This window comes from Flavobacterium sp. GW823-FHT04A11 (assembly GCF_058796535.1).
In genome coordinates this window covers 572,197-597,380 of the sequence record NZ_CM179503.1, presented here as the reverse complement: position 1 = coordinate 597,380, position 25,184 = coordinate 572,197, and the positions used below count along the sequence as shown (strand labels likewise).

Annotated in this window: 19 protein-coding genes, 2 tRNA genes and 3 rRNA genes; 15 read left to right on the top strand and 9 right to left on the bottom strand. The window is 36.3% G+C overall.

Annotated elements, in window-relative coordinates; translation table 11 throughout:
* Positions 1-69 precede the first annotated feature (69 nt).
* On the bottom strand, positions 70-1,587 hold the full coding sequence (locus AC3QL1_RS02735) for a helicase HerA-like domain-containing protein (RefSeq protein ID WP_492494884.1): 1,518 nt from the start codon (positions 1,585-1,587) through the stop codon (positions 70-72).
* 380 nt (positions 1,588-1,967) lie between these two features.
* Between AC3QL1_RS02735 and AC3QL1_RS02730 the strand changes: the two genes are divergently transcribed.
* The 8 genes from AC3QL1_RS02730 to AC3QL1_RS02695 all read left to right on the top strand — a co-directional run bounded on the left by AC3QL1_RS02730 (position 1,968) and on the right by AC3QL1_RS02695 (position 8,454).
* The gene (locus AC3QL1_RS02730; protein WP_059117658.1) at positions 1,968-2,792 is read left to right on the top strand and encodes a MotA/TolQ/ExbB proton channel family protein; all 825 of its coding nucleotides are present in this window, start codon (positions 1,968-1,970) and stop codon (positions 2,790-2,792) included.
* Positions 2,793-2,843: 51 nt separating this feature from the next.
* On the top strand, positions 2,844-3,470 hold the full coding sequence (locus AC3QL1_RS02725; protein ID WP_492494882.1) for an ExbD/TolR family protein: 627 nt from the start codon (positions 2,844-2,846) through the stop codon (positions 3,468-3,470).
* Positions 3,471-3,489: 19 nt separating this feature from the next.
* Positions 3,490-4,041 carry an ExbD/TolR family protein gene (locus AC3QL1_RS02720; RefSeq protein ID WP_492494880.1) on the top strand — a complete coding sequence of 184 codons (552 nt, stop codon included), beginning with the start codon at positions 3,490-3,492 and terminating at the stop codon, positions 4,039-4,041.
* A 40-nt stretch (positions 4,042-4,081) separates the two neighbouring features.
* Positions 4,082-4,882, top strand: a complete 801-nt coding sequence (locus AC3QL1_RS02715) for an energy transducer TonB (RefSeq protein ID WP_492494878.1) — start codon at positions 4,082-4,084, stop codon at positions 4,880-4,882.
* Positions 4,882-5,112 (top strand): hypothetical protein, encoded by a 231-nt coding sequence (locus AC3QL1_RS02710; protein ID WP_492494876.1) that lies wholly within the window; start codon positions 4,882-4,884, stop codon positions 5,110-5,112. The genes AC3QL1_RS02715 and AC3QL1_RS02710 overlap by 1 nt, the downstream gene beginning before the upstream one ends.
* Positions 5,113-5,114: 2 nt before the next feature.
* Entirely contained in the window at positions 5,115-6,035 is a 921-nt protein-coding gene (locus AC3QL1_RS02705) for a PstS family phosphate ABC transporter substrate-binding protein (protein ID WP_492494874.1), read from the top strand.
* Positions 6,036-6,052: 17 nt separating this feature from the next.
* Positions 6,053-7,720: a tetratricopeptide repeat protein gene (locus AC3QL1_RS02700; protein WP_492494872.1), complete on the top strand. Its 1,668-nt coding sequence runs from the start codon at positions 6,053-6,055 to the stop codon at positions 7,718-7,720.
* 101 nt (positions 7,721-7,821) lie between these two features.
* On the top strand, positions 7,822-8,454 hold the full coding sequence (locus AC3QL1_RS02695; protein ID WP_492494871.1) for a 7-carboxy-7-deazaguanine synthase QueE: 633 nt from the start codon (positions 7,822-7,824) through the stop codon (positions 8,452-8,454).
* Between the two features lie 81 nt (positions 8,455-8,535).
* On the opposite strand, the gene AC3QL1_RS02690 is transcribed toward AC3QL1_RS02695, so the two are convergent.
* Positions 8,536-9,081 (bottom strand): YfiT family bacillithiol transferase, encoded by a 546-nt coding sequence (locus tag AC3QL1_RS02690; RefSeq protein ID WP_492494870.1) that lies wholly within the window; start codon positions 9,079-9,081, stop codon positions 8,536-8,538.
* Positions 9,082-9,096: 15 nt separating this feature from the next.
* Positions 9,097-9,804, bottom strand: a complete 708-nt coding sequence (locus AC3QL1_RS02685; protein ID WP_492494869.1) for a class I SAM-dependent methyltransferase — start codon at positions 9,802-9,804, stop codon at positions 9,097-9,099.
* 74 nt (positions 9,805-9,878) lie between these two features.
* Here AC3QL1_RS02685 and AC3QL1_RS02680 point away from each other — a divergent pair, with 74 nt between their 5' ends.
* The 7 genes from AC3QL1_RS02680 (at position 9,879) to rrf (ending at position 17,984) form a co-directional block, all read left to right on the top strand.
* The gene (locus tag AC3QL1_RS02680; RefSeq protein ID WP_492494867.1) at positions 9,879-10,373 is read left to right on the top strand and encodes a YkgJ family cysteine cluster protein; all 495 of its coding nucleotides are present in this window, start codon (positions 9,879-9,881) and stop codon (positions 10,371-10,373) included.
* A 113-nt stretch (positions 10,374-10,486) separates the two neighbouring features.
* Positions 10,487-11,722, top strand: coding sequence for an ABC transporter permease (locus AC3QL1_RS02675; protein WP_492494866.1), 1,236 nt, complete (start codon positions 10,487-10,489; stop codon positions 11,720-11,722).
* Positions 11,723-12,749: 1,027 nt separating this feature from the next.
* Positions 12,750-14,263 (top strand): 16S ribosomal RNA (locus AC3QL1_RS02670).
* A gap of 122 nt (positions 14,264-14,385) precedes the next feature.
* A tRNA-Ile gene (locus tag AC3QL1_RS02665) sits at positions 14,386-14,459 on the top strand.
* A gap of 155 nt (positions 14,460-14,614) precedes the next feature.
* A tRNA-Ala gene (locus AC3QL1_RS02660) sits at positions 14,615-14,688 on the top strand.
* 131 nt (positions 14,689-14,819) lie between these two features.
* Positions 14,820-17,703, top strand: a 23S ribosomal RNA gene (locus tag AC3QL1_RS02655).
* A gap of 171 nt (positions 17,704-17,874) precedes the next feature.
* Positions 17,875-17,984, top strand: a 5S ribosomal RNA gene (rrf, locus tag AC3QL1_RS02650).
* Together the 16S, 23S and 5S rRNA genes with 2 tRNA genes alongside form the textbook arrangement of a ribosomal RNA operon.
* 463 nt (positions 17,985-18,447) lie before the next feature.
* On the opposite strand, the gene AC3QL1_RS02645 is transcribed toward rrf, so the two are convergent.
* From AC3QL1_RS02645 to AC3QL1_RS02620, 6 genes are all read right to left on the bottom strand, one after another.
* Positions 18,448-19,554, bottom strand: a complete 1,107-nt coding sequence (locus AC3QL1_RS02645) for a pectinesterase family protein (RefSeq protein WP_492494864.1) — start codon at positions 19,552-19,554, stop codon at positions 18,448-18,450.
* Positions 19,555-19,633: 79 nt separating this feature from the next.
* Positions 19,634-20,938, bottom strand: coding sequence for an L-fucose:H+ symporter permease (fucP, locus tag AC3QL1_RS02640; protein WP_492494862.1), 1,305 nt, complete (start codon positions 20,936-20,938; stop codon positions 19,634-19,636).
* Positions 20,939-21,061: 123 nt separating this feature from the next.
* Positions 21,062-21,544 carry a MaoC/PaaZ C-terminal domain-containing protein gene (locus tag AC3QL1_RS02635; RefSeq protein ID WP_492494860.1) on the bottom strand — a complete coding sequence of 161 codons (483 nt, stop codon included), beginning with the start codon at positions 21,542-21,544 and terminating at the stop codon, positions 21,062-21,064.
* Between the two features lie 111 nt (positions 21,545-21,655).
* The gene (locus AC3QL1_RS02630; protein WP_492494858.1) at positions 21,656-22,735 is read right to left on the bottom strand and encodes a Gfo/Idh/MocA family protein; all 1,080 of its coding nucleotides are present in this window, start codon (positions 22,733-22,735) and stop codon (positions 21,656-21,658) included.
* 42 nt (positions 22,736-22,777) lie between these two features.
* Positions 22,778-24,025, bottom strand: a complete 1,248-nt coding sequence (locus tag AC3QL1_RS02625) for an ABC transporter substrate-binding protein (protein ID WP_492494856.1) — start codon at positions 24,023-24,025, stop codon at positions 22,778-22,780.
* Positions 24,026-25,165 carry a CaiB/BaiF CoA transferase family protein gene (locus AC3QL1_RS02620; protein ID WP_492494854.1) on the bottom strand — a complete coding sequence of 380 codons (1,140 nt, stop codon included), beginning with the start codon at positions 25,163-25,165 and terminating at the stop codon, positions 24,026-24,028.
* Positions 25,166-25,184 lie beyond the last annotated feature (19 nt).

Genomic DNA, 25,184 nt, shown 5'->3' with positions numbered 1-25,184 from the left:
ATATCAATTACAATATCAAAATTCAATTTAAATTGACATTGATATTGTAATTGATTTTTGATATTGAATTTATTTCTTGAATATTTTTGTCAAAACGCCAAAAACACCCCTTATAAAAGTTGCACTTGTTACGACTTTCAAAACAGATTTGCCAACTACACTTGCAGTACTTGGTTCTGATTTTGAAGATCTCGTTGGCGCTTGTTCTTCTTGTTCTGTAGCTGCTTGCGAAGCTTCTTCAATTTTTTTGGTTAGTATTTCGTACGCACTTTCACGATCAATTTCTTCACTGTATTTTTTTACCAATTTTGATTTGCTGTTGATCGCTTCGATTTCATCAGAAGTTAAAACATCCATTCGGCTTTGTGGCGCGCGCATCATCGTGGCAACAAGTGGCGTTGGAACTCCTTTTTCGTTTAGTGCCGTTACCAGAGCTTCTCCAATTCCCAGATTAGTTAATAATTCGTCGGTTTTATAATATTGCGAAGTTGGATAATTATCGGCCGTTTTTTTAATCGCTTGTCGGTCATTTGCAGTAAAAGCCCTTAAAGCATGCTGAATCTTTAATCCTAATTGGGCAAGAACCCCACTTGGAACGTCCATTGGATTTTGCGTTACAAAATAAACGCCAATTCCTTTTGAACGAATTAATTTTACAATCGTTTCAATTTGTTCTAATAATGCTTTGCTGGCTTCATTAAAAATTAAATGTGCTTCATCAATAAAAATGACTAATTCAGGTTGTTCTGCATCTCCTTTTTCAGGCATTTTCTGGTAGATTTCAGCCAATAAACTCAACATAAAAGTCGAGAATAATTTTGGTTTATCCTGAATATCCGTTAGGCGGATGATGTTTACATAACCTTTTCCGTTTTCGTCAATTCGCATTAAATCATCAATTTCAAAAGATAATTCACCAAAAAATAAATCTCCGCCTTGTTGTTCTAATTCGATTATTTTTCTCAAAATAGTTCCGGTAGTTGCCGTAGAAATTTTACCGTAACTCGCGGTAATTTCGTCCTTACCTTCTTCGGTAATATAATTAATGACTTTCTTGATGTCTTTTAAATCCAATAACGGCATTTGTTTGTCATCACAATATTTAAAGATTACGGCAACAACTCCTGCCTGAGTGTCATTTAAATCTAAAATCCTGGAAAATAATACAGGGCCAAATTCAGAAACTGTCGCACGTAAACGAACTCCGTTTTGTTTTGACAATGACATTAATTCAACAGGATATGAAGATACATTATAAGGTATGTTTATTTTAGCGTGACGCTCGGTAATAAATCCTTCTTCTTTTCCTTCTTTTGCAATACCACTAAAATCACCTTTTATATCCATCATTAAAACAGGAATTCCGGCATTTGATAATTGCTCTGAAAAAACCTGAATAGTTTTCGTTTTTCCAGTCCCGGTTGCTCCGGCAATTAAACCGTGGCGATTCAGGGTTTTTAGCGGAATTTTTACGTGAGCCTCTGCGATAGCTTCTCCGTCAAGAATTGCCCCGCCTAGTATAATGCTGTCACCCTTTGATAAATAACCATTGTTTATATCCTGAATGAAATTGTCTTTTTTATTCATGTTTTTGTTTGTAATTTAGATGATTATAAGAGTATTGCTTTGTTTTTTAACAATTTGATTACTTATTTTTTAGTAGGAAAAAGCTTTTTCGGGTTAAAAATATAATAAAAAATAATTTCGCATCTTTTTAAGAAGATATCAAAGGAATCTTTGAATATTTACTAAAACGTTGTAATTTTCCCATAAATCGTCCTTATTTTTGTTTTATCGAAAAAAGAATGTTGGCAAATTAATGAGATATTTTTTAATTTGACGTTAAATTTGCTTCAATAAAATTAAAAAAAGTTTTTTTATTTAAACTAAACGTATAAATTTGCTCCTCTACAAGTTAAATATAACTAAAAAATAAAAATTATTTAAAACTATTAAAATTTAAAAAAATGGCAAACGTTAAAGTTAAAAAAGAAAGCACTTCGAATGGGGGAGGAATGATTACTGGAATCATTATTGTAGCGTGTATCTTGGTAGGGGTGTTTATTTGGAAAGTAATTATGGGAGATGCTTCTAACTTCGAAGGAGGTAATCCTGAAACAGGTCACCCAATCAATACATTAGGACAAGTATATAAAGGAGGATTTATTGTACCGGTATTATTAGGTATGTTTTTAATGGTTGTTGTTTTTTCTATTGAAAGATTTATCGTTATTGGTAAAGCTGCTGGAAAATCTAACTTAGATAAATTCATGAAAAGCGTTCAAGCAAGTATTAAAGAAGGAAACATCGAAGCTGCTATCGCTTCATGTGACAAACAACAAGGTTCAGTTGCAAATGCAATTAAATCTGCTTTGATTAAATACCAAGACGTTAAAAAAGAAGGTTTCAACAGTGAAGAAGCTTCTGAAGTAATCCACAAAGAAATCGAAGAGGCAACTTCATTAGAAATGCCAATGTTAGAAAAAAATATGACTATTATCTCTACTTTAGTATCATTAGGAACTTTAGGAGGATTATTAGGGACTGTATCAGGTATGATTAAAGCGTTTGGTGCGTTAGCTTCTGCTGGAACTCCAGACCAGGCTGCTCTTGCAACAGGTATCTCTGAAGCACTTATCAACACTGCAACAGGTATCTCTACTTCTATCTTAGCTATCGTTTCTTACAACTTCTTTACTGCTAAAATTGACGATTTAACTTACTCTATCGATGAGGCTGGTACTACAATCGTGAATACTTACAGAAGATTCAGAGGAAGTTTGAAACAATAATTAATTTTTGAATAATTATAATTAATTATATCAAAATAAAAATAAAAGAGAATGGCTAAAATAAAAATGAAAAAAAAGTCAACATCGACAGATATGACTGCCATGTGCGATGTTGCGTTCCTTTTGCTTACGTTCTTTATTTTGACCGCTACTGCTAAGGTGCCTGAGGCACTTCCTGTAGATATGCCTTCTTCTACTGTTCAGACTAAATTACCTGATACGGATTTAGCTACGATCATTATTGGTAAAGGAAAAGATGGAAAAAGTAAAGTGTTTTTTGACATTAAAGGTAGAGAAGTTCGTAAAAGAACTCTTGAAGGAATGGGTCAAAAATACGGAGTTGCTTTTTCTGAAGATGATAAAAATCAATTTGCATTAATGGATGACTTCGGTGTTCCGGTTGCAGGTTTGAAACAAATCATCAACATGAAAGCGGCTGATAGAAGTAAAGCAAATCAAGGAGGAATCCCAATGGATTCTTTGGATAATCAATTAAAAGATTGGCTTTTGATTGCTAGAAGAGCTACAATTGATCTTGATGATAAAGAATTGCAAATCGCTATTAAAGGTGATGCAAAAGAAGAATATCCGCAAATCAAAAAGATTATGGATATCCTGCAAGATCAAAAAATCAATACCTTTAACTTAGTTACTGGTATGAGAGGAAAAGACTTTTAATTAAAAAATATACACTAAAATGGCTGAATTAAATACCGGCGACGGTGGTGGCGGAAAAGGTGGTAAGGTAAGAAGTAAAAAGCAAAACTCTAAAGTAGATTTAACTGCGATGGTGGATTTAGCTTTCTTATTGATCACATTCTTTATGTTAACCACTACGTTGTCAAAACCTCAATCGATGAGTTTAGGTTTGCCAGATAAAGATGATGATCCTAACAAGAAAATAGAAGACATGAAGGTCGATGAAAGACGAACTATGACTGTTATGTTAGGAGAAGACAATAAGCTTGTTTACTATATGGGATTATTAGATAGTCCTATTGCTGGTCCTAAAGATATTGCTTATGGAAAAGACGGTATTCGTAAAGAATTATTAGCTCGTAAAAAATCAGTAGTTGAATATACTGGTAGTAAAGAGAAAGGTATTATTGTTATCATCAAGCCGGGTAAAAAATCTAAGTACAAAAATCTGGTAGACATTTTGGATGAAATGGCTATTACAGGAGTTGGAACTTATGCAATTGTTAACGATTTTCTACCTAAAGAAACCGAATTGTTAGAGAAAAAATAAGAGCAATCTTATTTTGACAATAACCTAATAATCAAGAAAAATGAAATTAGATATAATTAAAAATCAGTGGCTTGATATCGTATTCGAAGGACGTAATAAGATATATGGTGCATATGAGCTAAGAAAATCAAATACAAAAACCACAGTAAGAGCTCTTATCATTGGTTCAGTTATTTTTGCTCTTGCTGTTGCAGCACCACTTATTGCAAGTTTCTTACCAGATTCTGGTGATGATCTTGAAAATAACGATATTAAACTTACCACGATAAAATTACCTCCAAAAAAAGAGGTAATAAAACCAAACACTCCGCCACCTCCACCACCTCCGCCAAAAGTGGATCAGGTGAAGTTCGTGAAACCAGTTGTTGCTAAAACAGAGGAAATCACAGAAGAGCCACCAAAAATTGTGGATCTGAAGGAGAAGAAAATTGGTTCAGAAACTATCAAAGGAGATCCGGATGCAGTTTTAACTGTGGATGAGCCAGTTGGTAAAGGTCCGGTAACCGAGATCATTCAGGAAGATAACAATGTTTATAATACTGCTGGTATCGAGGTAAAACCAGATTTCCCTGGAGGAATTGAAAAATTCTACAAATTCGTAGGAAACAATTACAAGACTCCGGAAGAAGAAGGTTTAAAAGGAAAAGTATATGTTACTTTTGTAGTTGAAAAAGACGGTTCATTAACCGACATTAAAGTTTTAAGGGATATCGGTTACGGTACAGGAGCAGAAGCAATTCGTGTTCTTAAAAAATGTCCAAAATGGACTCCCGGCGAGCAAAATGGTAAAAAAGTTAGGGTTCTTTACTCTCTTCCTATTACTATTCAATCTGCAGAATAATGTTAAAAGATATGCTTAATAATATTCAGAAGAAATCGCTCAAAGAGCGATTTCTTCTTGTTTTAGGAATACTGTTTTTTTTGATATATCTTGTACTGGGTTTAATGATAATGTTTTGGAAAAAATTACCTTTAAACATGGATCCTATGTACAGATATGCTTTCGGAATCTTATTAATAGTATATTCAGCAATACGTTTTTTAAGATTAATTAATTCAAACACAGAATAGTTATGTTTAAATATGCTAAAGTTTTTGCTTTGATAACTTTTGTCTTTTTGTTTGCCATGTGCAACCAAAAAAGCAAGAGCGAATCTGATAAAGAATCAATTTTAAAAGGAGCTATTGATATTACTGTTGATGAAACTGTTAAACCAATAGTTGAAGATCAGGTAGCTGTTTTTGAAAGTACTTATGATGCGAAGATTTCAATAAAAACAAAATCGGAAGCAGAGTTAATTAATGATCTTGCAAATCAAAAAGCTAAAGTTGTAATTACAACAAGAGATCTTACTCCTGAAGAGAAAGACAGATTTACAAAAAACAAAATAAATCCAAGAGTTACTCCTTTTGCAACTGATGCAATTGCTTTAATTTCGAATAAAAGCAATAATGATACATTAATTGCGTTGAAAACAGTAATCGATTTTATGCAGGGAAAAGCAGATCCAAGAATTAAAGGATTAGTTTTTGATAATCCAAATTCAAGTACAGTACGTTACATGAAGGATTTAGCCAAAGTAAAAGAAGTTTCTGCCAATGGTATTTTTTCTTTTAAAACAAATGATGAAGTGATCAAATTTGTTTCTGAGAATGACGGAATGATTGGTGTTGTTGGTGTTAATTGGTTATCACAGCCAACAGCAAATATGCAGGAAGTGATAAAGAAAATTAATGTTTTAAGTGTTAAAGGATTAAAGGATGATAAATATTATAATCCGACACAAAATGATCTGGCTGAATTAAAGTATCCTTTGGCACGTGATTTGTTTATTATAAATTGTCAGGGTTATACTGGTTTGGGAATGGGATTTGCATCATTCATATCAGGAGATATTGGACAAAGAATAGTTTTGAAGTCGGGATTACTGCCTGTGAGAACTCCGGGACGTAAACTGCAAATTAGAAGTCAAATTATAAACGATAAAGAATAAATTAATTACAATTAAAGATGAATAAATTTAAAATTTTTAGTCTTGCATTAGTTGCTTCAGCTTCTGTTGCACAAGCGCAAGATATCAAAGAAGCTAAAAAAGCAATCGATGCAGAGCAATTTCAAAAAGCAAAATCATTGCTAAAATCGATTATTAAAGCTAAACCATCTGACGGAGAAGCAAATTTTGTTTTAGGTACTGTTTACTTAAATCAGTCTATTGTAGATTCTGCGAAAATTTATTTCTTAAATGGATTAGAAGCGTCAGACAAGAAAAACTTAAACTATATTGGATTAGGTCAAATAGATCTTGATAGTAAAAATGCTGCTTCAGCTACTGCAAATTTTGGATTAGCTACAAAAGATATGAAACGTAAAGATGTAGATGAGTATATCTACATTGGTAAAGCATACACAAATTCAGATAATCCTGATTATACAAATGCTGTTGCGTCTTTGAAAAAAGCATTGGCAATCGAGCCGCAAAATGCTCAGGCACTTTTAGCAATTGGAGATGCATATTATGGAGCTAATAATCAAAACGATGCTTACAAAGCGTATCGTGATGCATTTACAGCAGATCCAACACTTTTAAGAGCAAAAATGCAATTAGGTGTTTTGTTAAAAGGAGCTAAATCTTATGAAGAAGCAATTAAAGCCTTCAATGAAGTTATCGCATTAAATGCTAATTATGGTCCTGTTTACAGAGAATTAGCTGAAACATATTACAAATGGGGACGTAATAAACCTTCGACTTCAAAAGTTAATATGCAAAATGCAATTACAAACTATGAGAAATATTTAAGTCTTACTGACTATTCATTAGACTCAAAAATGCGTCACGCAGATTTCTTAATCCTGGTTAAAGATTACAAAAATCTTGAGGTTGTAGCAAATAAAATGATTGCTGAAGACAAAGTGAATCCTAGAATTTACAGATATTTAGGATATGCTGCTTATGAAAACGGAAATGTAGATGTTGCTATCAAATCTATTGAAGATTTTATCAAAGTACCTTCTAACAAAGTAATTGGTAGAGATTATTTGTATTTAGGTTTGTCTAAAATCAAAAAGGGTACAAATGCTGAAGGTATTGTGGATCAGGCTGCTTTTGATGCAGGAGTTGCTGATATCAAAAAAGCTATTGAATTAGAGCCTTTGGTAGTTGAAGAACTTGCTGATTTTGGAAAAGTTTTGTTTGGTAAAAAACAATTTGCTCAGGCAGCAACTATTTTTGAACTTGGAGCTAATAACAAAGAGTCTAAAAACTATTTAGATGATAATGTTTATTATGGTATTTCTTTATATTATGCAAATGCTGGTAAAGCAAAAGGTACTATAGATACTGCTGCATTAGCTAAAGCAGAAGAGGCTTTTGACAGAGTTTTAGTTGCTTCTCCTACTTATGATGAAGCTTACTTATACAAAGGAAGAATCAACAACTTGTTAGAGAAAGATGATTTGATTATTAAAAACTACGAAGAGTACGTTACTAAAACAACTGCAAAAGGAGCAGAAGAATTAGCTAAACCTGCTACAGTTAAAAAAATCGTAGAAGCTTACAACAGCATCGGTGCTAGTTATGCTAATACTGATAAAGCTAAAGCAATTGAATATTTCAACAAAACTTTAGTTTTAGATCCTGCAAATAGCTACGCTTCTCAATCAGTTAAAGCTTTAAAATAAATAAAGCTTTCTAAATTAAATATAAAACCGATAGTTCAAAGAACTATCGGTTTTTTTTGTTCCGTATTTAATTGACTATCTTTGCACTTTAAAATAAAATAATGTTATCAAAAGAAATACAATTAGAAGTAAATAAAGGAGCAATGTTGCCTTTAATGGAAGAATTCTACACCATTCAGGGAGAAGGTTTTCATACAGGAACAGCTGCTTACTTTATACGAATTGGGGGTTGCGACGTAGGTTGTCACTGGTGTGATGTGAAAGAGAGTTGGAATGCAGAATTACATCCGCCAACAAGTGTTGATTTAATTGTAAATAATGCTGCAACTTATGCTGACACTGTTGTTATTACAGGAGGAGAACCATTAACATGGGACATGACGCTTTTAACTCAGGAATTAAAAAATAAAAATCTAAAAGTTCATATAGAAACTTCAGGCGCGTATCCTTTGACAGGATTTTGGGATTGGATTTGTCTTTCGCCTAAAAAAAATAAATTGCCAACTCAAACCGTATATGACAATGCACATGAGTTAAAAGTGATTATTTACAATAAACATGATTTTATTTTTGCCGAAGAACAAGCTGAACTAGTAAATGATAAAGCGATTCTGTTTCTTCAGCCGGAATGGAGCAAGAAAGAAGAAATGACTCCTTTGATTGTTGATTATGTGATGAACAATCCGAAATGGAGAGTTTCTCTTCAAACGCATAAATATTTAAATATACCTTAATTATAAAACAAAAAAATCTCTTCGGTCTGAAGAGATTTTTTTGTTTAGCTAAAGATACAGTGTGTAGAAAATATACAGAATCTATTTCCAATTTTTGTACTTCTTCAAAGAAGTAATATGTGCCAAATGATGATTTCCATGCCAGGCATAAAGACCAATGATATGTTTTATTTTATATTCTGAATTATTTTCAGGATGAATAAAAGATTTTTCCAGTTCTTCTTCAGATAAATTTTTCATAATGAAAGTCAATCTCGAATGTAAACCTTCTAAAATATTTAAACTCGATTCTATTGGCATTTGTAAATTATCTGGTAAAGCTGACCATAAATTTTCATCATAAGGCTTTATAACTGGATTATTTTCTGTTAATGCCCATTTTATTCGAATAAAACAATTCATATGACTTTCGGCACAATGGTGAATTACTTGTCGAATTGTCCATCCATCAGGACGATAAGGCGTATCAAGTTGATCATTATTTAAATCATATGTTTCGTTTCTCAGTCTTTCCGGAAAAGATTCCAGTTCTTCAATTTTATTTAATATATAATCTTTTGAATAAAGTGTTGGAACAATAAATTTTCCAATAGGATATTTTAATTTCTCCAGATCCAAATTTTCCATGAATTTCTGTATAATTTAAATTGAAAGTTTAGCCAGATAATCATAATGTTCACCTTCTAAAATAAGTTCACATTTTAAACCATTTGCAATAGCGGCATTTTGAAGTGTATTATAATCGAGATATAACCAATCAAAAGGTTCTTCTTTTTCACCTTTGTATGAAATATTAAAAACAAGTTCTCCGTAATAATCATTATTCGACGGAATCCATTTTCCTCCGTCTTCATCTTCATCAAACATATAAATAATATCAGAACTGTCTAATAAAATTTGTCCGCCTTCATTCAAAAGAGATTTTAGCTTAGATAAATAGTTGTTGCAGTTTTCTAATTTCCCAAAAATGCCTACGCCATTCATTAATAATATAATCGTGTCGAATTTTTCTCCTTCAAAATCTAAGATATTTTCAACTTTTGCATTTTTTACACCTCGAAGTTTACAGGTTTCAATTGCCTTTTCAGAAATATCGATAGAAGTAACGTCTAAATTGCGATCATTTTGTAGTGATAAACTGTGGCTTCCGGCTCCGCAGCCAACATCAAGGACTTTTCCGTTGGCTAATTGTAATGCTTTTTGCTCAATTTTAGGCATTTCATTATAAGAACGAAAAAGATAATCGACACTCATTTCGTCTTCTTCAGAAATAGTGGTTTCAGTAATAATGCCTTCAGGTGAATTATTCGTCTGAAAATCAAACATCGCTTTTCCAAAAAGATCTTTCATTGTAATTTAGTTCAAAGTTTAAGGTTTCAAGTTTAAAGTTGTTTAATTTTGCAGATCAACTTTAAATAGTAGTCTTGAAACAAATTTTAAATAACTTAAATAAGTTAGCCAAAGATAAGCATATCGAAAACAAAAAGTATTTTGATAAGCTGAAAAAGAAACAACCCAAGAATTTGGATTATATGATGCAGGATTTGCATGATTCCGAATTTAAAAAAACGGACTGTTTGCAATGTGCCAATTGTTGTAAAACAACCGGGCCGTTATTTACTTTGGCTGATATTGAAAGAATTTCAAAATCTTTTAGACAAAAACCACAACAATTCATTGATCAGTATCTTCGAATTGACGAAGACAAAGATTATGTTTTAAAAAGTGTGCCCTGTACTTTTCTGGACAGCGAGAATTATTGCATGATTTACGACGTTCGCCCAAAAGCATGCAGGGAATTTCCGCATACAGATCGAAAAAAGTTTCATCAAATAGCAGATCTTACTTTAAAAAATGTGGCAATTTGTCCGGCAGCTTATAATATTGTTGAAGAAATGAAAAAGAAAATGCCTTTATAAAGAACCTAAATAATTCGTAATTGTTTTTAGTAACAATTCGTTTTTGCTTTTTTAAACGTATTTTTGACTAACACAAACTAAACTGACTCAATAAATCAATAAGACCTCATAAATTGAATCTAGAATATTTTATAGCTAAAAGACTTATCACTGCCAAAGATTATAAAAGCAGTATATCGGCGCCTATTATTAAAATTGCTATTTCGGCTATCGCAATTGGTATTATTATGATGTTGGTTTCGGTGGCAACCGGAATTGGTTTGCAGCAAAAAATACGCGAAAAAGTCTCAGCATTCAATGGTCAGGTCATTATTTCGAATTATGACAATAATAATTCAGAAGTAACTTTGGTTCCAATTTCAAAAAAACAAGATTTTTATCCCAACTTCAAGTCGGTTCCGGAGGTAAGTCATATTCAGGCAATCGCAAGTAAAGCCGGAATAATCAGAACCGAAAATGCATTCGAAGGAATTATCTTCAAAGGAGTAGGAGCAGATTACGATTGGAATAATATAAAAGAATATTTGGTAGAAGGAAAATTACCTGATTTCTCTAAATCCTTAAATGAAGAAGTTATAATCTCCAGATTTCTTGCAGATAGATTAAATTTAAAAGTTGGAGATAACTTTAATACTTTTTTTATTAAAGAAGAAGCGGGTAAAATGCCAAATAGCCGCCGATTCAAAATCACCGGGATTTTTAATTCAGGTTTTCAGGATTTTGATGCTACATATATAATAGGAGACATTCGCCATATCCAGCGAATCAATAAATGGGCACCGGATCAGGTTGGAGCATTTGAAGTTTTTGTCAAAGACTTTAATAATATTAAAACAACCGGTGATCAAATCTACGAACAAACGTCTTCAAGTTTAGATACCAAAACCATAGTCGAGAAATACAGTTACATTTTTGACTGGCTTCAGCTTTTCGATTTTAATATAATCGTTATTTTGGCTGTTATGATATTAGTGGCAACTATAAATATGGTAGTAGCATTGCTGGTTCTTATTTTAGAGCGCACACAAATGATCGGAATTCTAAAAGCATTAGGCGCAAATAACTGGACTGTACGTAAAGTTTTTTTGTATAATGCCTTCTATCTTATAATAAGAGGACTCTTTTGGGGTAACTTAATTGGTATTTCAATATTACTAATTCAACAGCAATTTGGAGTCGTTCAATTAAATCCTGAAAATTATTACGTTAACCAGGCACCCGTTTATATAAATTGGGGGTATGTCGCGTTATTGAATTTGATGACCATTACAGTTTGTTTTATTGTGTTGTTAATTCCGTCTTATATTATAACCAAGATTTCTCCGGTCAAAGCCATTCGTTTTGATTAGTTCATAATAATATATAAGAGTTAAATCTCATTCTAAAGCCCGACAGGTTTTCAAAACCTGTCGGGTTTGTTTTTATGCATATATTAAGGAGAAGTTTTTATTATATATAAGTGTAATTTCTAGTTCAACGAAACCCGACAGGTTTTTTAAAACCTGTCGGGTTTAATAACAACCTTTAATAACAACAGTTTTGTCCAGCTGAGCGAAGTCGAAGCTTTTTTAAGTTTGGAATTTTGCATTTCAGATTTGTAATTTAATTAAGAATCAGGAGCTATTTCCCGCTATCCGTTCCAATCTTTTGCTTTTTAAAGGAAAAAGCAAAAGGATTTCCACTTCTATCGGGGCTAGGGCAGCAGTTTCCAGAAGAAAATAAAGCGCAGGGAAGAAAACTTAGCGCCTTTGCGATTCTGCGAGAAACCACAAAACCATATAAAAAGAAGCCTTCGCGCCTTCGCGCCTTTGTGGTCAAACCACCAAAAGGAGCCAAAACCCAGTAAAACCACCCAAGTCCAAAAAAAACTTTGTGTTGTAAAAAACGCGAAACCAGCGAGTTATAAAAAAGATTGAAATTATATAAAAAAAAGGCTTGTAAATGTAAATAAAGGTGCTACTTTTGCACCCGCAACAACGACAGGCGTTCACTGAAATACTGACAGGCAAGGAATCAAAACTGAAAAAATATTTTCAAAAAAAGTTTAAAAAAAGCTTGTGAGATTTGAAAACAGCTGTTACATTTGCACCCCGCAAAACACGGAAAGTTCATTGAGAGATTGGCAAGGTTGGAAGGAAAAAAGGAAAAGAAATTTTCTAAAAAAAAACTTCAAAAAACATTTGCCGGTTAAAAATAAGTTTTCTACTTTTGCACCCGCTTTGAGAAACAAGCGAAACAAAATTGAAACACGTTCGTAGACATATTGAATTGACAGCCGTTTTAACAGAGATGTTAGAACAAAAGAATAAGAGTAATGGAATCGGGAGATTCGAAGAGAACCGATAGAGACGACATCGCAATATAATATTAAAATATACGATGAAGAGTTTGATCCTGGCTCAGGATGAACGCTAGCGGCAGGCTTAACACATGCAAGTCGAGGGGTATTAGTTTTCGGACTAAGAGACCGGCGCACGGGTGCGTAACGCGTATGCAATCTACCTTTTACAGAGGGATAGCCCAGAGAAATTTGGATTAATACCTCATAGTATAGTACAACCGCATGGTTGAACTATTAAAGTCACAACGGTAAAAGATGAGCATGCGTCCCATTAGCTAGTTGGTAAGGTAACGGCTTACCAAGGCTACGATGGGTAGGGGTCCTGAGAGGGAGATCCCCCACACTGGTACTGAGACACGGACCAGACTCCTACGGGAGGCAGCAGTGAGGAATATTGGACAATGGGCGCAAGCCTGATCCAGCCATGCCGCGTGCAGGATGACGGTCCTATGGATTGTAAACTGCTTTTGTACGAGAAGAAACACTCCTACGTGTAGGAGCTTGACGGTATCGTAAGAATAAGGATCGGCTAACTCCGTGCCAGCAGCCGCGGTAATACGGAGGATCCAAGCGTTATCCGGAATCATTGGGTTTAAAGGGTCCGTAGGCGGTTTAGTAAGTCAGTGGTGAAAGCCCATCGCTCAACGGTGGAACGGCCATTGATACTGCTGAACTTGAATTATTAGGAAGTAACTAGAATATGTAGTGTAGCGGTGAAATGCTTAGAGATTACATGGAATACCAATTGCGAAGGCAGGTTACTACTAATGGATTGACGCTGATGGACGAAAGCGTGGGTAGCGAACAGGATTAGATACCCTGGTAGTCCACGCCGTAAACGATGGATACTAGCTGTTGGAAGCAATTTCAGTGGCTAAGCGAAAGTGATAAGTATCCCACCTGGGGAGTACGTTCGCAAGAATGAAACTCAAAGGAATTGACGGGGGCCCGCACAAGCGGTGGAGCATGTGGTTTAATTCGATGATACGCGAGGAACCTTACCAAGGCTTAAATGTAGATTGACCGTTTTGGAAACAGAACTTTCGCAAGACAATTTACAAGGTGCTGCATGGTTGTCGTCAGCTCGTGCCGTGAGGTGTCAGGTTAAGTCCTATAACGAGCGCAACCCCTGTTGTTAGTTGCCAGCGAGTCATGTCGGGAACTCTAACAAGACTGCCAGTGCAAACTGTGAGGAAGGTGGGGATGACGTCAAATCATCACGGCCCTTACGCCTTGGGCTACACACGTGCTACAATGGCCGGTACAGAGAGCAGCCACTGGGCGACCAGGAGCGAATCTATAAAACCGGTCACAGTTCGGATCGGAGTCTGCAACTCGACTCCGTGAAGCTGGAATCGCTAGTAATCGGATATCAGCCATGATCCGGTGAATACGTTCCCGGGCCTTGTACACACCGCCCGTCAAGCCATGGAAGCTGGGGGTGCCTGAAGTCGGTGACCGCAAGGAGCTGCCTAGGGTAAAACTGGTAACTAGGGCTAAGTCGTAACAAGGTAGCCGTACCGGAAGGTGCGGCTGGAACACCTCCTTTCTAGAGCCCCATGTGTTAGCAGCAATGCACGCTGGGGAAAAAAGATGTCTATCTAAAGGATCTGGATTTCAGGTTCAATTACTCTTGCTGTTAGTTCAAATAATAAATTTTAAGTAAAACAGAGTCTCGTAGCTCAGCTGGTTAGAGTACTACACTGATAATGTAGGGGTCGGCAGTTCGAGTCTGCCCGGGACTACTTTTTTAAAGTTTTCAATTCAAAATTGAGAATTAAAAATTAAAAAGACTGTTAGCTTGGAAAAAGGAAATTCTGGAAGTTGGAATTCACCAAAAGAAATTAGAGAAGAATTAAGAAATCTAAAATCTGAATTCTACAATCTAAGATTGAAAAATGGGGGATTAGCTCAGCTGGCTAGAGCGCCTGCCTTGCACGCAGGAGGTCAACGGTTCGACTCCGTTATTCTCCACTGGTTTACTATAAAGATAGTAAATAAAAGTTCATTGACATATTGAGATAAGAAAATAATAAAAAGTAGAAAGCGTTTTTGTTATAACTAACAAAAACAAAAAAAACGGTCATATTAAATTATGATTGGTACAATAAGCAAAATAAGGGCGTATGGGGGATGCCTAGGCTCTCAGAGGCGATGAAAGGCGTGATAAGCTGCGAAAAGCTGCGGGGACGGGCACACACCGATTGATCCGCAGATACCTGAATGGGGCAACCCACTATGTTGAAGACATAGTACACCGATAGGTGGGCAAACCCGCTGAACTGAAACATCTAAGTAGGCGGAGGAGAAGAAAACAAAAGTGATTCCGTAAGTAGTGGCGAGCGAACGCGGATTAGCCCAAACCAGTGCTGTTACGGCAATGCTGGGGTTGTAGGACCACGACATTTTATGCACAAGGAACCGGAAGTTGCTGGAAAGTGACGCCACAGAGGGTGATAGCCCCGTATGGGTAACAAGTGTAATAGATAGTGGTATCCTGAGTAGGGCGGGGCACGTGAAACCCTGTCTGAATTTGGCGGGACCATCCGCTAAGGCTAAATACTCCTGAGAGACCGATAGTGAACCAGTACCGTGAGGGAAAGGTGAAAAGAACCGTGAATAACGGAGTGAAATAGATCCTGAAACCATACGCTTACAAGCGGTCGGAGCCCTTTCGTGGGGTGACGGCGTGCCTTTTGCATAATGAGCCTACGAGTTAACGTTGCTGGCAAGGTTAAGTGGTTAAGCCACGGATCCGTAGCGAAAGCGAGTCTGAATAGGGCGCTTTAGTCAGTAGTGTTAGACGCGAAACCGTGTGATCTACCCATGGGCAGGTTGAAGCTGTGGTAACACACAGTGGAGGACCGAACCGGTTGACGTTGAAAAGTCTTCGGATGACCTGTGGGTAGGGGTGAAAGGCCAATCAAACTCGGAAATAGCTCGTACTCCCCGAAATGCATTTAGGTGCAGCGCTGTGCATAAAGTTATATAGAGGTAGAGCTACTGATTGGATGCGGGGGCTTCACCGCCTACCAATTCCTGACAAACTCCGAATGCTATATAATGTTTCACAGCAGTGAGGGCTTGGGTGCTAAGGTCCAAGTCCGAGAGGGAAAGAACCCAGACCATCAGCTAAGGTCCCCAAATATACGCTAAGTTGAAAGAACGAGGTTTGTCTGCCCAGACAGCTAGGATGTTGGCTTGGAAGCAGCCATTCATTTAAAGAGTGCGTAACAGCTCACTAGTCGAGCGGACGAGCATGGATAATAATCGGGCATAAGCGTATTACCGAAGCTATGGATTTAGAGTTTACTCTAAGTGGTAGGGGAGCATTCTAACAGGGTTGAAGGTGTATCGTCAGGTATGCTGGACTGGTTAGAAAAGAAAATGTAGGCATAAGTAACGATAATGCGGGCGAGAAACCCGCACACCGAAAAACTAAGGTTTCCACAGCTATGCTAATCAGCTGTGGGTTAGTCTGGTCCTAAGGCGAACCCGAAAGGGACAGTCGATGGCCAACGGGTTAATATTCCCGTACTACTAATTACTGTGATGGGGTGACGGAGTGATGAAAGCGCCGCGAACTGACGGAATAGTTCGTTGAAGTACCTACCTATAAGATGCGCAGGCAAATCCACGCGTCTTGGGGAAATACGATAGTACTCGGAGTCTTCGGACAAAGAGATAGTGCGCCTAAGGGCTTCCAAGAAAAACCTCTAAACTTCAGGTAATTAGTACCAGTACCGTAAACCGACACAGGTAGTTGAGGAGAGAATCCTAAGGTGCTCGAGAGATTCATGGCTAAGGAATTAGGCAAAATAGACCTGTAACTTCGGGAGAAAGGTCGCCCTGAGCAATCAGGGCCGCAGTGAAGAGGTCCAGGCGACTGTTTATCAAAAACACAGGGCTCTGCAAAATCGTAAGATGAAGTATAGGGCCTGACACCTGCCCGGTGCTGGAAGGTTAAGAGGAGATGTTATCTTCGGAGAAGCATTGAATTGAAGCCCCAGTAAACGGCGGCCGTAACTATAACGGTCCTAAGGTAGCGAAATTCCTTGTCGGGTAAGTTCCGACCTGCACGAATGGTGTAACGATCTGGACACTGTCTCAGCCATGAGCTCGGTGAAATTGTAGTAACGGTGAAGATGCCGTTTACCCGCAGTGGGACGAAAAGACCCTGTGCACCTTTACTATAGCTTAGTATTGACCTTGGATAAATGATGTGTAGGATAGGTTGGAGACTATGAAGCGGCGTCGCCAGGCGTTGTGGAGTCATTGTTGAAATACAACCCTTTGTTTATCTGAGGCCTAACCCCATATTGTGGGGGACATTGCTTGGTGGGTAGTTTGACTGGGGTGGTCGCCTCCAAAAGAGTAACGGAGGCTTCTAAAGGTTCCCTCAGTACGCTTGGTAACCGTGCGTAGAGTGCAATGGCATAAGGGAGCTTGACTGAGAGACATACAGGTCGATCAGGTACGAAAGTAGAGCATAGTGATCCGGTGGTTCCGCATGGAAGGGCCATCGCTCAAAGGATAAAAGGTACGCCGGGGATAACAGGCTGATCTCCCCCAAGAGCTCATATCGACGGGGGGGTTTGGCACCTCGATGTCGGCTCGTCACATCCTGGGGCTGGAGAAGGTCCCAAGGGTTGGGCTGTTCGCCCATTAAAGTGGCACGCGAGCTGGGTTCAGAACGTCGTGAGACAGTTCGGTCTCTATCTACTGTGGGCGTTAGAAATTTGAGTGGATCTGATTCTAGTACGAGAGGACCGAATTGGACAAACCTCTAGTGTATCTGTTGTCCCGCCAGGGGCACCGCAGAGTAGCTACGTTTGGAAGGGATAAGCGCTGAAAGCATATAAGCGCGAAACCCACCACAAGATGAGATTTCTTTTAAGGATCGTGGAAGATGACCACGTTGATAGGCTATAGATGTAAAGGCAGTAATGTCATAGTCGAGTAGTACTAATAATCCGTAAGCTTATGTACACCCTTTTCCCCCGATGCAAGTCGGGGGGAGAAACTTTCTAATACTTTTATGTTTCTTTATCTCAGTATGTTAAGATATTTGCTCGACGCAGAGCAGTTATGAGTTTTGAGTTATAAGTTATGAGTTGAAAAACTGCAGACTATAAACTGTGAACTGAAAACTAACAGCCTTAAGGTGGTTATTGCGGCGGGGCTCACCTCTTCCCATCCCGAACAGAGTAGTTAAGCCCGCCTGCGCAGATGGTACTGCAGTTATGTGGGAGAGTATGTCGTCGCCTTTCTTTTGAAAATCCTCATCATGTATTTGATGGGGATTTTTCGTTTTATAACACTTTTTTTACGCAAAGCATGCCAATAAAGCTTGTGTTATTTTAAAATAAAGTTCGCAAACTGTTGAGTAGCTTTATGAATTTTTTTTAAATACTATTTGAGATTAAGAATTTTTAAGCTGCTACCTGTATTACACAGATTGCATTAGGGATGGAAATGGCATCCTTTTGCGCTGTCTAACTTTTCTTAAAACTTTAAACCGCTAGCGCAAAAGATATAGTGGACAGCCCGGCCCGTAGGGAAACGCCAAAAATAGGGAACTACATATTTATTGTTTAATGAAATCATAGAGTTTTGTCACAGATAATATTGAATTAGATCTTAAACAGATGTAAAACGTAGTTTATTTAGTGAATTTATGATTAGATTATTGATTTGTCAAAGCTTTAATAGTGAGTTCTAAGTTTTTAGCGATTAATTAAATCCTTTGTCAAAAACTGAACCTGCATTTGTAGCTTTCTTTGAAGGCAATATAGAACGACAATTTTCATTTTCTATTATTGGATTCCAATCTTCTTCAAGATTATTTGCGGTTGTACTATTTACAGCAAATATTTTTTCTTTGGTGTATGCTGATACTTCTGTTTTGTTTAGCTGATGTGACCATGATATGCGATTATTTGGTTGGTATCCCGGACCATAACAATCGTATTCAGCATAGAAGGTAGTTTTCCAATTGTCATAAGCTTTGTGCGCCGGATCTGTTGACCATACAGACCAGCCTTCAGGGATAATATGTGATTCTTCAAAACAATGAATAAAAACTACATTGGCACCGGCACCCCATGGTCTCCCCAAAGAAACTTTTGTAGCAGAATTTTTCGGATAAGCCATTATAACACAATCTTTGAATACAAAGCCAAATTTGTTTTTACCAACATCCTGATTGCTGGCAGTAATATAAGAGTCTCTTTTACTTTGAATAAAGCAATTTTCAAATAAAGCAATACCAGATCCAAAAATAAAGTCTGTAGTTCCGTCAATGATACAATCTTTAATATAGGTTCTTTTGTTCGCCTTTAGATAAAAAGTGTCTTGAAAACCGCTTATTTTGCAATTATGAAATATTGCTTTGTCACCATTTACCATTAATGCTACTGCCTGACCGCCTTTTTTATATTGAGGTAAATTGCTGTCAATTGTGTTTTCAAAAGTGATATTTTCTGCAAAAAAGTCATTGGCTTCAATAAGAGTACTAAACGATTTGCTTGTACCACCTGCAATTTCAGCGTAATCGTCATACGTCAGGATCGTATTTTTATAGGATTCCCCTATTAAGGTGACATTTGGTTTGGTCGATATCAATTTTAATTTTTCTTTATATACACCGGCTTTTACAAAAATTACTGTGTGTTTTAAACTATTATCGGGAACGGCATCAAATGCATCTTGTACTTTAGTGAAGTTTCCACTTCCGTCTTTCGCCACAACAATATCATAAGAATCTTTATGTTTTTGTGCCCATAATGTATTGGTGGAAACAAACAGAATTAAATAAAATAGTTCAATGGCTTTTTTCATTTTGAGTAGTATTATTTAAATAAAAAAGAATTCCCAAGTTAATCAACTTGGGAATTTATAGAAAATAAAAATTAATTTACTAAGAAATGCTGTTTTTTACTTTGTGTCCAAATACACCAAAATAAAGAATGACAATAAAACACAACAAGGGAATGATATATCCCGATTGAATATCATCGTGATTCATATCTATTAAAGTTCCCATTCCGTAAGGTAAAATTGCGCCGCCTACAATTGACATTACCAGCCAAGAAGATCCTGTTTCGGTATTTGATTTTAATCCAACCAGACCTAAAGAAAAAATCGTCGGAAACATAATTGACATGAAAAATCCAATTCCGCCTAATGCATAAATTACATAAACTCCGGTTCCGTAAATAGCCACCAAACAAAGCAAAATACTAATTACACAATAGATTGAAAGCAAGACATAATCTTTTACAAACTTCAAAAAGAAAGTACCAATAAAACGGCCAGCCATAAAAAGAAAGCCATAAATACCAAGATAATATCCTGCTGTCTTTTCATCTAATCCAGCGCCTTGTTGAGCAATTCTGATAAAAAAGCTGGTAATACAAACCTGTGCACCAACATAAAAAAACTGTGCAACAACCGCCCAACTTAGATGAGAAAATTTTAAAACAGAGAAAAAACCTGGTTTAACTTCAACTTCTGTGTGTTGTGGTTTCATCGAAGGCAAATGCATGAAGTAGAATAATATCGCTACTAAAACCAATACACTTCCCAAAATGATATAAGGTAATTTTACAGCAGAAGCTTCTTCTAATAAGTAAACTGCTTTTGTAGCCTCTGGCATTGCCGCCATTTGCTCTGGCGTATGCGTTTTTCCGGACAAGATAAATAGTGAACCAACGATTGGTGCAACCATTGCGGCTAAACCATTAAATGACGCCGCTAAATTCAATCTCTTGGAGGATGATTCAGCAGGGCCTAAAATCGCAGCATATGGATTTGCACTTGTTTCTAAAATCGTCAGTCCGCATCCAATTACAAATAAGGCAAATAAAAATAATTCGTAAGTTCTTGTATTTGCAGCTGGAACAAATAGAAATGCTCCGGTGGCAAAAACTAATAATCCGGTGATGATACTATTTTTATAACCGAATCTTTTAATTAACATTCCCGCAGGAATTGCCATTATAAAATAAGCGAAAAATACAGAAGTGTCAATTAAGGTTGATTGACGATTGTTTAATTCGCACGCTTTTTTTAAGTGCGGAATTAAAATAGAATCCAGATTATGAGCCATTCCCCAAAGGAAAAATAAGCTGGTAATTAAAATAAAAGGTAAAAGATATTTATTTCCTGTTCCTTTTTCTGTAGCGACTTCGTGTTGGTCGCCAATTTGGTTGGTTATTTGCATAGTTAGTTTTTTTTGCCACGAAGGCACATAGTCAAAAAGTTTTATTACAATTTTCTTTGAGTTTTTGTGTCTTTGCTGGATTGTTTTAATGTTTAGAACTTAGAATCTTAGGGACTCAGCAACTTAGATACTTTTTTTAACTAATAATAAATGATCACACACCAGAACCACTTCGCCACGTTGATTGATAATTTCTACGTGCTCAGTAACAGTTCCCATATCTGGTTTTTTGGCTTCTCCTTTTTCAGAAATTGTAATTTCAGAATGGATGGTGTCGCCAATATGTACTGGTTTTACAAAACGCATACGATCGTATCCTTTTGAAAAAGCTTCCGGATTTATTTCTGATGCTGTCAGTCCAATTCCAATACTAAAAACCATAGTTCCGTGCGCAATGCGTTGGCCAAAAGGTTGTGTTTTGCACCATTCTTCATCCATATGATGTGGAAAAAAATCTCCCGTATGACCAGCGTGAACCACAAAATCGGTCTCTGTAATAGTTCTCCCAAAAGTGACACGTTTGTCGCCAATGTGGTAATCTTCAAAAAATGTTGATTTGAAATACATAATTTTTTTGTTTTCACCATATAAGTGATATAAGTTCATTTAATTTTTGCGTGAAGCTTAACGGAACTTATATCGATTAGATGGTTTATTAATTCTTTGATTTTATTTTTTATGTTTTTGAAATTTATTTGCTCAACTGAGTTAATGAACTTATATTGTAAAATATAATTCGTTTAATGAAACTCCGCCGCTTTCATTACTGATGTAGCAGGCTTCAACTACTTTCATCGTATCCAAAACATCTTGTACACTTGCTAATAATTTGTCATCAGAACCTTCTTTGAAACGCATTAGATTTGACATAGTTCCAATGAAAGCTTCCGGGAACCACGAACCTTCCAATTCAATTTTTTTCCATTCATATTCACCATTTTCATTTTGTAAAGAATATTCAAATTCGTCAGGCAAACCATCAGGATAATTCATCAACAAACCCATTTTTGCTTTAATGGCGCCTTTTGTTCCTTCCCATTTTATATAACTTTCTTCGTGTTTTGGTCCAAAATGGTGATCGTGATTCGTATTAATTACCACATGTTTGTCTTCTCCATAATCTAAAATAATAGTCGAGCGGCTTGATGATAATTTTTTTAAGGGATGTTTCGCGGTTTTTGCCATCACACTTTTGGGATTTCCTAAAAATGAACGAATGCAATCGATATAGTGAACACTATGAAAAAGAATTTCCAATCTTGGATGTTCCTTAATAAGTGGAAACAATTCCCAAGGTGTATTTACGGTAACTTTAAATTCTAAATCATATAACTCACCAATAATTCCTTCATTGATTAAATACCTTGCAGCACTTACAAAAGAGGCAAAGCGCAACTGGAAATTGATTCCGGCAACTAGTTTTTTCCTTTCACAAACGGCGACAATTTCTCTGGCTTGCGCCAAATCATTTCCCATCGGTTTCTGAATAAGTACGGCTGCGCCATCAGGAAGCTCTTCTAAAATTTCGATATACTGATCAGGAAGAACCGTAATATCATAAACAGCATTCGAAGGTGCATTTTTTACAGCATCGGCAACACTTTCAAAAACATAATCTATTTTAAATTGCTTTGCCAGATCATGCGCTTTTGAAATCGTTCTGTTTGTAATACCAAAAACAGTAAAACCGGCCATTTCATAAGCGGGTAAATGCGCATCTTTTACAATACCGCTTGCGCCGATGATGATGATAGGTTGGTTTGTTTCCGGTAATTTAGGTTTATATGGAATATTCATAATTTTTTTTTAAAGTTTCTAAGTCACTAAGTTTCTGAGTTGCTAAGTTTTTTTAAAAACATGTTCAAGCGTCAATTTTTCAATTGTAATCTGAGTTTCTTCTAATAATATTTTTGAAGGAATATCACTTTCAATTGCTTTCAAAACCATTTTATCTATTGACTCTGCTACTTTTGGCCAGACTGGAGTTTGCGGTAAAGTCAATGCATTTTCGTGAAGCATTTCGAGTTTATGATAAAAAGGAATAATATGATTGATTTCTTCATCATTCCAGGTTGATTTTCTACAGCCAATTCCTCCTTCATTTGTCAATAATTTATCGCTTTTAGGAGACGTAGCAAATCTTAAAAAATCGTAGGCAAGTTCTTTGTGTTTGCTTCCAATACCAATTGTATACAGCCAATAAACATTCAGGGAAGCAGTTTTGTGATTTGGATCGGAGGGAAGTTCTGCGATATCAACTTTTCCTTTTACTTTCGATTCCGGAATTACTTCACACATCGAGGCAAATCCAAACCAGTTAATTGCCATTGCTGCTTGTCCTTCGGCGAAAGCCAAACCTGCTTCTACAGAACCAAAACTTTTCGATTTAGGATGAACGGCATTTTTATTATTTACAATTTTTCTATAGAAATCAAGTGCTTCAACTGCTTGAGAATGATTAATATTAATTTTATTTTGATCGTCTAATAAAGATCCGCCGCGTGTCCATAATTGCAGACAGAAATCGAAAACCATATTGTGACCATCCGGATAATTGGCAAATACACAACCATACAAGTTTTCTTCTGGGCGATTAAAAAACTCCGCTATTTGAACAAATTGCTCCCAGGTTTTTGGAGGATTTAATTCGTAACCAAATTGATTTCTGAAGTTTTGTTTTTCATTGAAATCGTCAAATAAGTCTTTTCTGAAAATCAAACATTCCGGTCCATCGTGAAAAGGCAGTCCATAAGTTCCGTTGTTAATTTGCTGTAAATTCAGCAACGATTTATGCCAGCCTTGCGGATAATCTTTCGGAGGATTTTGATTGATGAAGGAGGTTAAATCCAGAACAGCTTTTGCATTTGCAGCATCAAAAATCCAATCGGTATTAATATGGGCAATATCCCAGGTGCCGTTTTTTAAACCTTTGTTGGTAATCGTTTCATCATAAAGATCATGCAATTCGAGAGGAATCATTTCGGCTTCAGCTTCAATATTATATTTCAGGCAAAACAAATCCCATAACTTTTGAAGCGTACTTTCAAAAGGATCAAATTTTCTAACTGCAATTCTTATTTTTTTCATTTAGACAGCTATAAATTCTTTAATAATCTTCTCATTATCCTGTCCCAATTTTGGAGAACCTTTACCAGAAGTCAAATATTCACCGTCAATTTTAATTGGGCATCTTGTTGTCTGGTACGAATAGCCATCCAGCATTTCAACTTTCTGCGTAAAATCTAAAACTTTAAAACCTTCTTCGGCAAAAAGCTGTTGATAATTTAATACGCCTGCGCACCAGATATCGGCTGGTTCTAATATATTCAACCAAAAATCCGTATCCTGAGTTTGTAAATGCTCAGCTAAAATATTTTTGATTTCATCTCTTAAATGAAATTTATTTTCCGGAAATTGTAATAATGCATCACATTTTAAAAGTGAAGCCAAAACCGGAATCGAACCCATTGCCAAAGCTAAAAAGCCGTTGTTGGTTTTGTAAATTCCGTAAGGCGCGCCCAAATAAGCGTGTGCATTATTGGTTTTAGTTCGAACAGGCAATTCACCGCCATCATTAAAAAAAGTGGTAATCGTTTCAAACTGAAAATCAAAAGCGGATTCTAACATGCTTACCTGAACAGAAGCTCCGATATTTTGCGTTGCTTTTCTATATAAAGCCGCTAAAATTCCCTGTGCCAAATGTGCACCGGCCAACATATCTACAATTGACAATCCCATCGGAACCGGACCATCTTCCTGATTGCCGCTTAGCCATGTTAATGCTGTTAACGATTGTAAAAGTAAATCCTGTCCCGGCAAATCTTTTAAATCAGGATGAGTGCCAAAACCGGAAATGGAACCATAAGTTACATTTGGATTTATAGCTTTAACATCTTCATAACTCAGTCCCACACGTTCCATCACGCCCGGTCTGAAATTATGCATGATAACATCGGCTTTAGCCAATAATTTTTTTAATTTTTCAAGTTCTTCCGGTTGTTTAAAGTCAATTGCAAAAGATTCTTTATTTCTGTTGATGGTATGAAAAACAGAAGATTCTCCGTTCATAATCAAATCAGAAGTATATAAAGTTCTGCAAATATCTCCCGTTCCCGGTTTCTCAATTTTTATAACGCGCGCGCCCAAATCAGCCAAGCGTAAACTTGCCGACGGACCAGAAAGAAACTGGCTAAAATCTACTATTAAATAATCTTCTAAAGGTTTCATTTTTTTGTTTAACCGTTTT

What these genes read in the sequence shown, in the direction of transcription:
- AC3QL1_RS02645 (WP_492494864.1), bottom strand. Translation starts at nt 19,554, where the DNA reads ATGAAAAAAGCCATTGAACTATTTTATTTAATTCTGTTTGTTTCCACC.
- AC3QL1_RS02625 (WP_492494856.1), bottom strand. Translation starts at nt 24,025, where the DNA reads ATGAAAAAAATAAGAATTGCAGTTAGAAAATTTGATCCTTTTGAAAGT.
- AC3QL1_RS02630 (WP_492494858.1), bottom strand. Translation starts at nt 22,735, where the DNA reads ATGAATATTCCATATAAACCTAAATTACCGGAAACAAACCAACCTATC.
- AC3QL1_RS02730 (WP_059117658.1), top strand. Translation starts at nt 1,968, where the DNA reads ATGGCAAACGTTAAAGTTAAAAAAGAAAGCACTTCGAATGGGGGAGGA.
- AC3QL1_RS02725 (WP_492494882.1), top strand. Translation starts at nt 2,844, where the DNA reads ATGGCTAAAATAAAAATGAAAAAAAAGTCAACATCGACAGATATGACT.
- AC3QL1_RS02695 (WP_492494871.1), top strand. Translation starts at nt 7,822, where the DNA reads ATGTTATCAAAAGAAATACAATTAGAAGTAAATAAAGGAGCAATGTTG.
- AC3QL1_RS02705 (WP_492494874.1), top strand. Translation starts at nt 5,115, where the DNA reads ATGTTTAAATATGCTAAAGTTTTTGCTTTGATAACTTTTGTCTTTTTG.
- AC3QL1_RS02685 (WP_492494869.1), bottom strand. Translation starts at nt 9,804, where the DNA reads ATGAAAGATCTTTTTGGAAAAGCGATGTTTGATTTTCAGACGAATAAT.
- AC3QL1_RS02715 (WP_492494878.1), top strand. Translation starts at nt 4,082, where the DNA reads ATGAAATTAGATATAATTAAAAATCAGTGGCTTGATATCGTATTCGAA.
- AC3QL1_RS02700 (WP_492494872.1), top strand. Translation starts at nt 6,053, where the DNA reads ATGAATAAATTTAAAATTTTTAGTCTTGCATTAGTTGCTTCAGCTTCT.
- AC3QL1_RS02635 (WP_492494860.1), bottom strand. Translation starts at nt 21,544, where the DNA reads ATGAACTTATATCACTTATATGGTGAAAACAAAAAAATTATGTATTTC.
- AC3QL1_RS02710 (WP_492494876.1), top strand. Translation starts at nt 4,882, where the DNA reads ATGTTAAAAGATATGCTTAATAATATTCAGAAGAAATCGCTCAAAGAG.
- AC3QL1_RS02690 (WP_492494870.1), bottom strand. Translation starts at nt 9,081, where the DNA reads ATGGAAAATTTGGATCTGGAGAAATTAAAATATCCTATTGGAAAATTT.
- AC3QL1_RS02620 (WP_492494854.1), bottom strand. Translation starts at nt 25,165, where the DNA reads ATGAAACCTTTAGAAGATTATTTAATAGTAGATTTTAGCCAGTTTCTT.
- AC3QL1_RS02720 (WP_492494880.1), top strand. Translation starts at nt 3,490, where the DNA reads ATGGCTGAATTAAATACCGGCGACGGTGGTGGCGGAAAAGGTGGTAAG.
- AC3QL1_RS02735 (WP_492494884.1), bottom strand. Translation starts at nt 1,587, where the DNA reads ATGAATAAAAAAGACAATTTCATTCAGGATATAAACAATGGTTATTTA.
- fucP (WP_492494862.1), bottom strand. Translation starts at nt 20,938, where the DNA reads ATGCAAATAACCAACCAAATTGGCGACCAACACGAAGTCGCTACAGAA.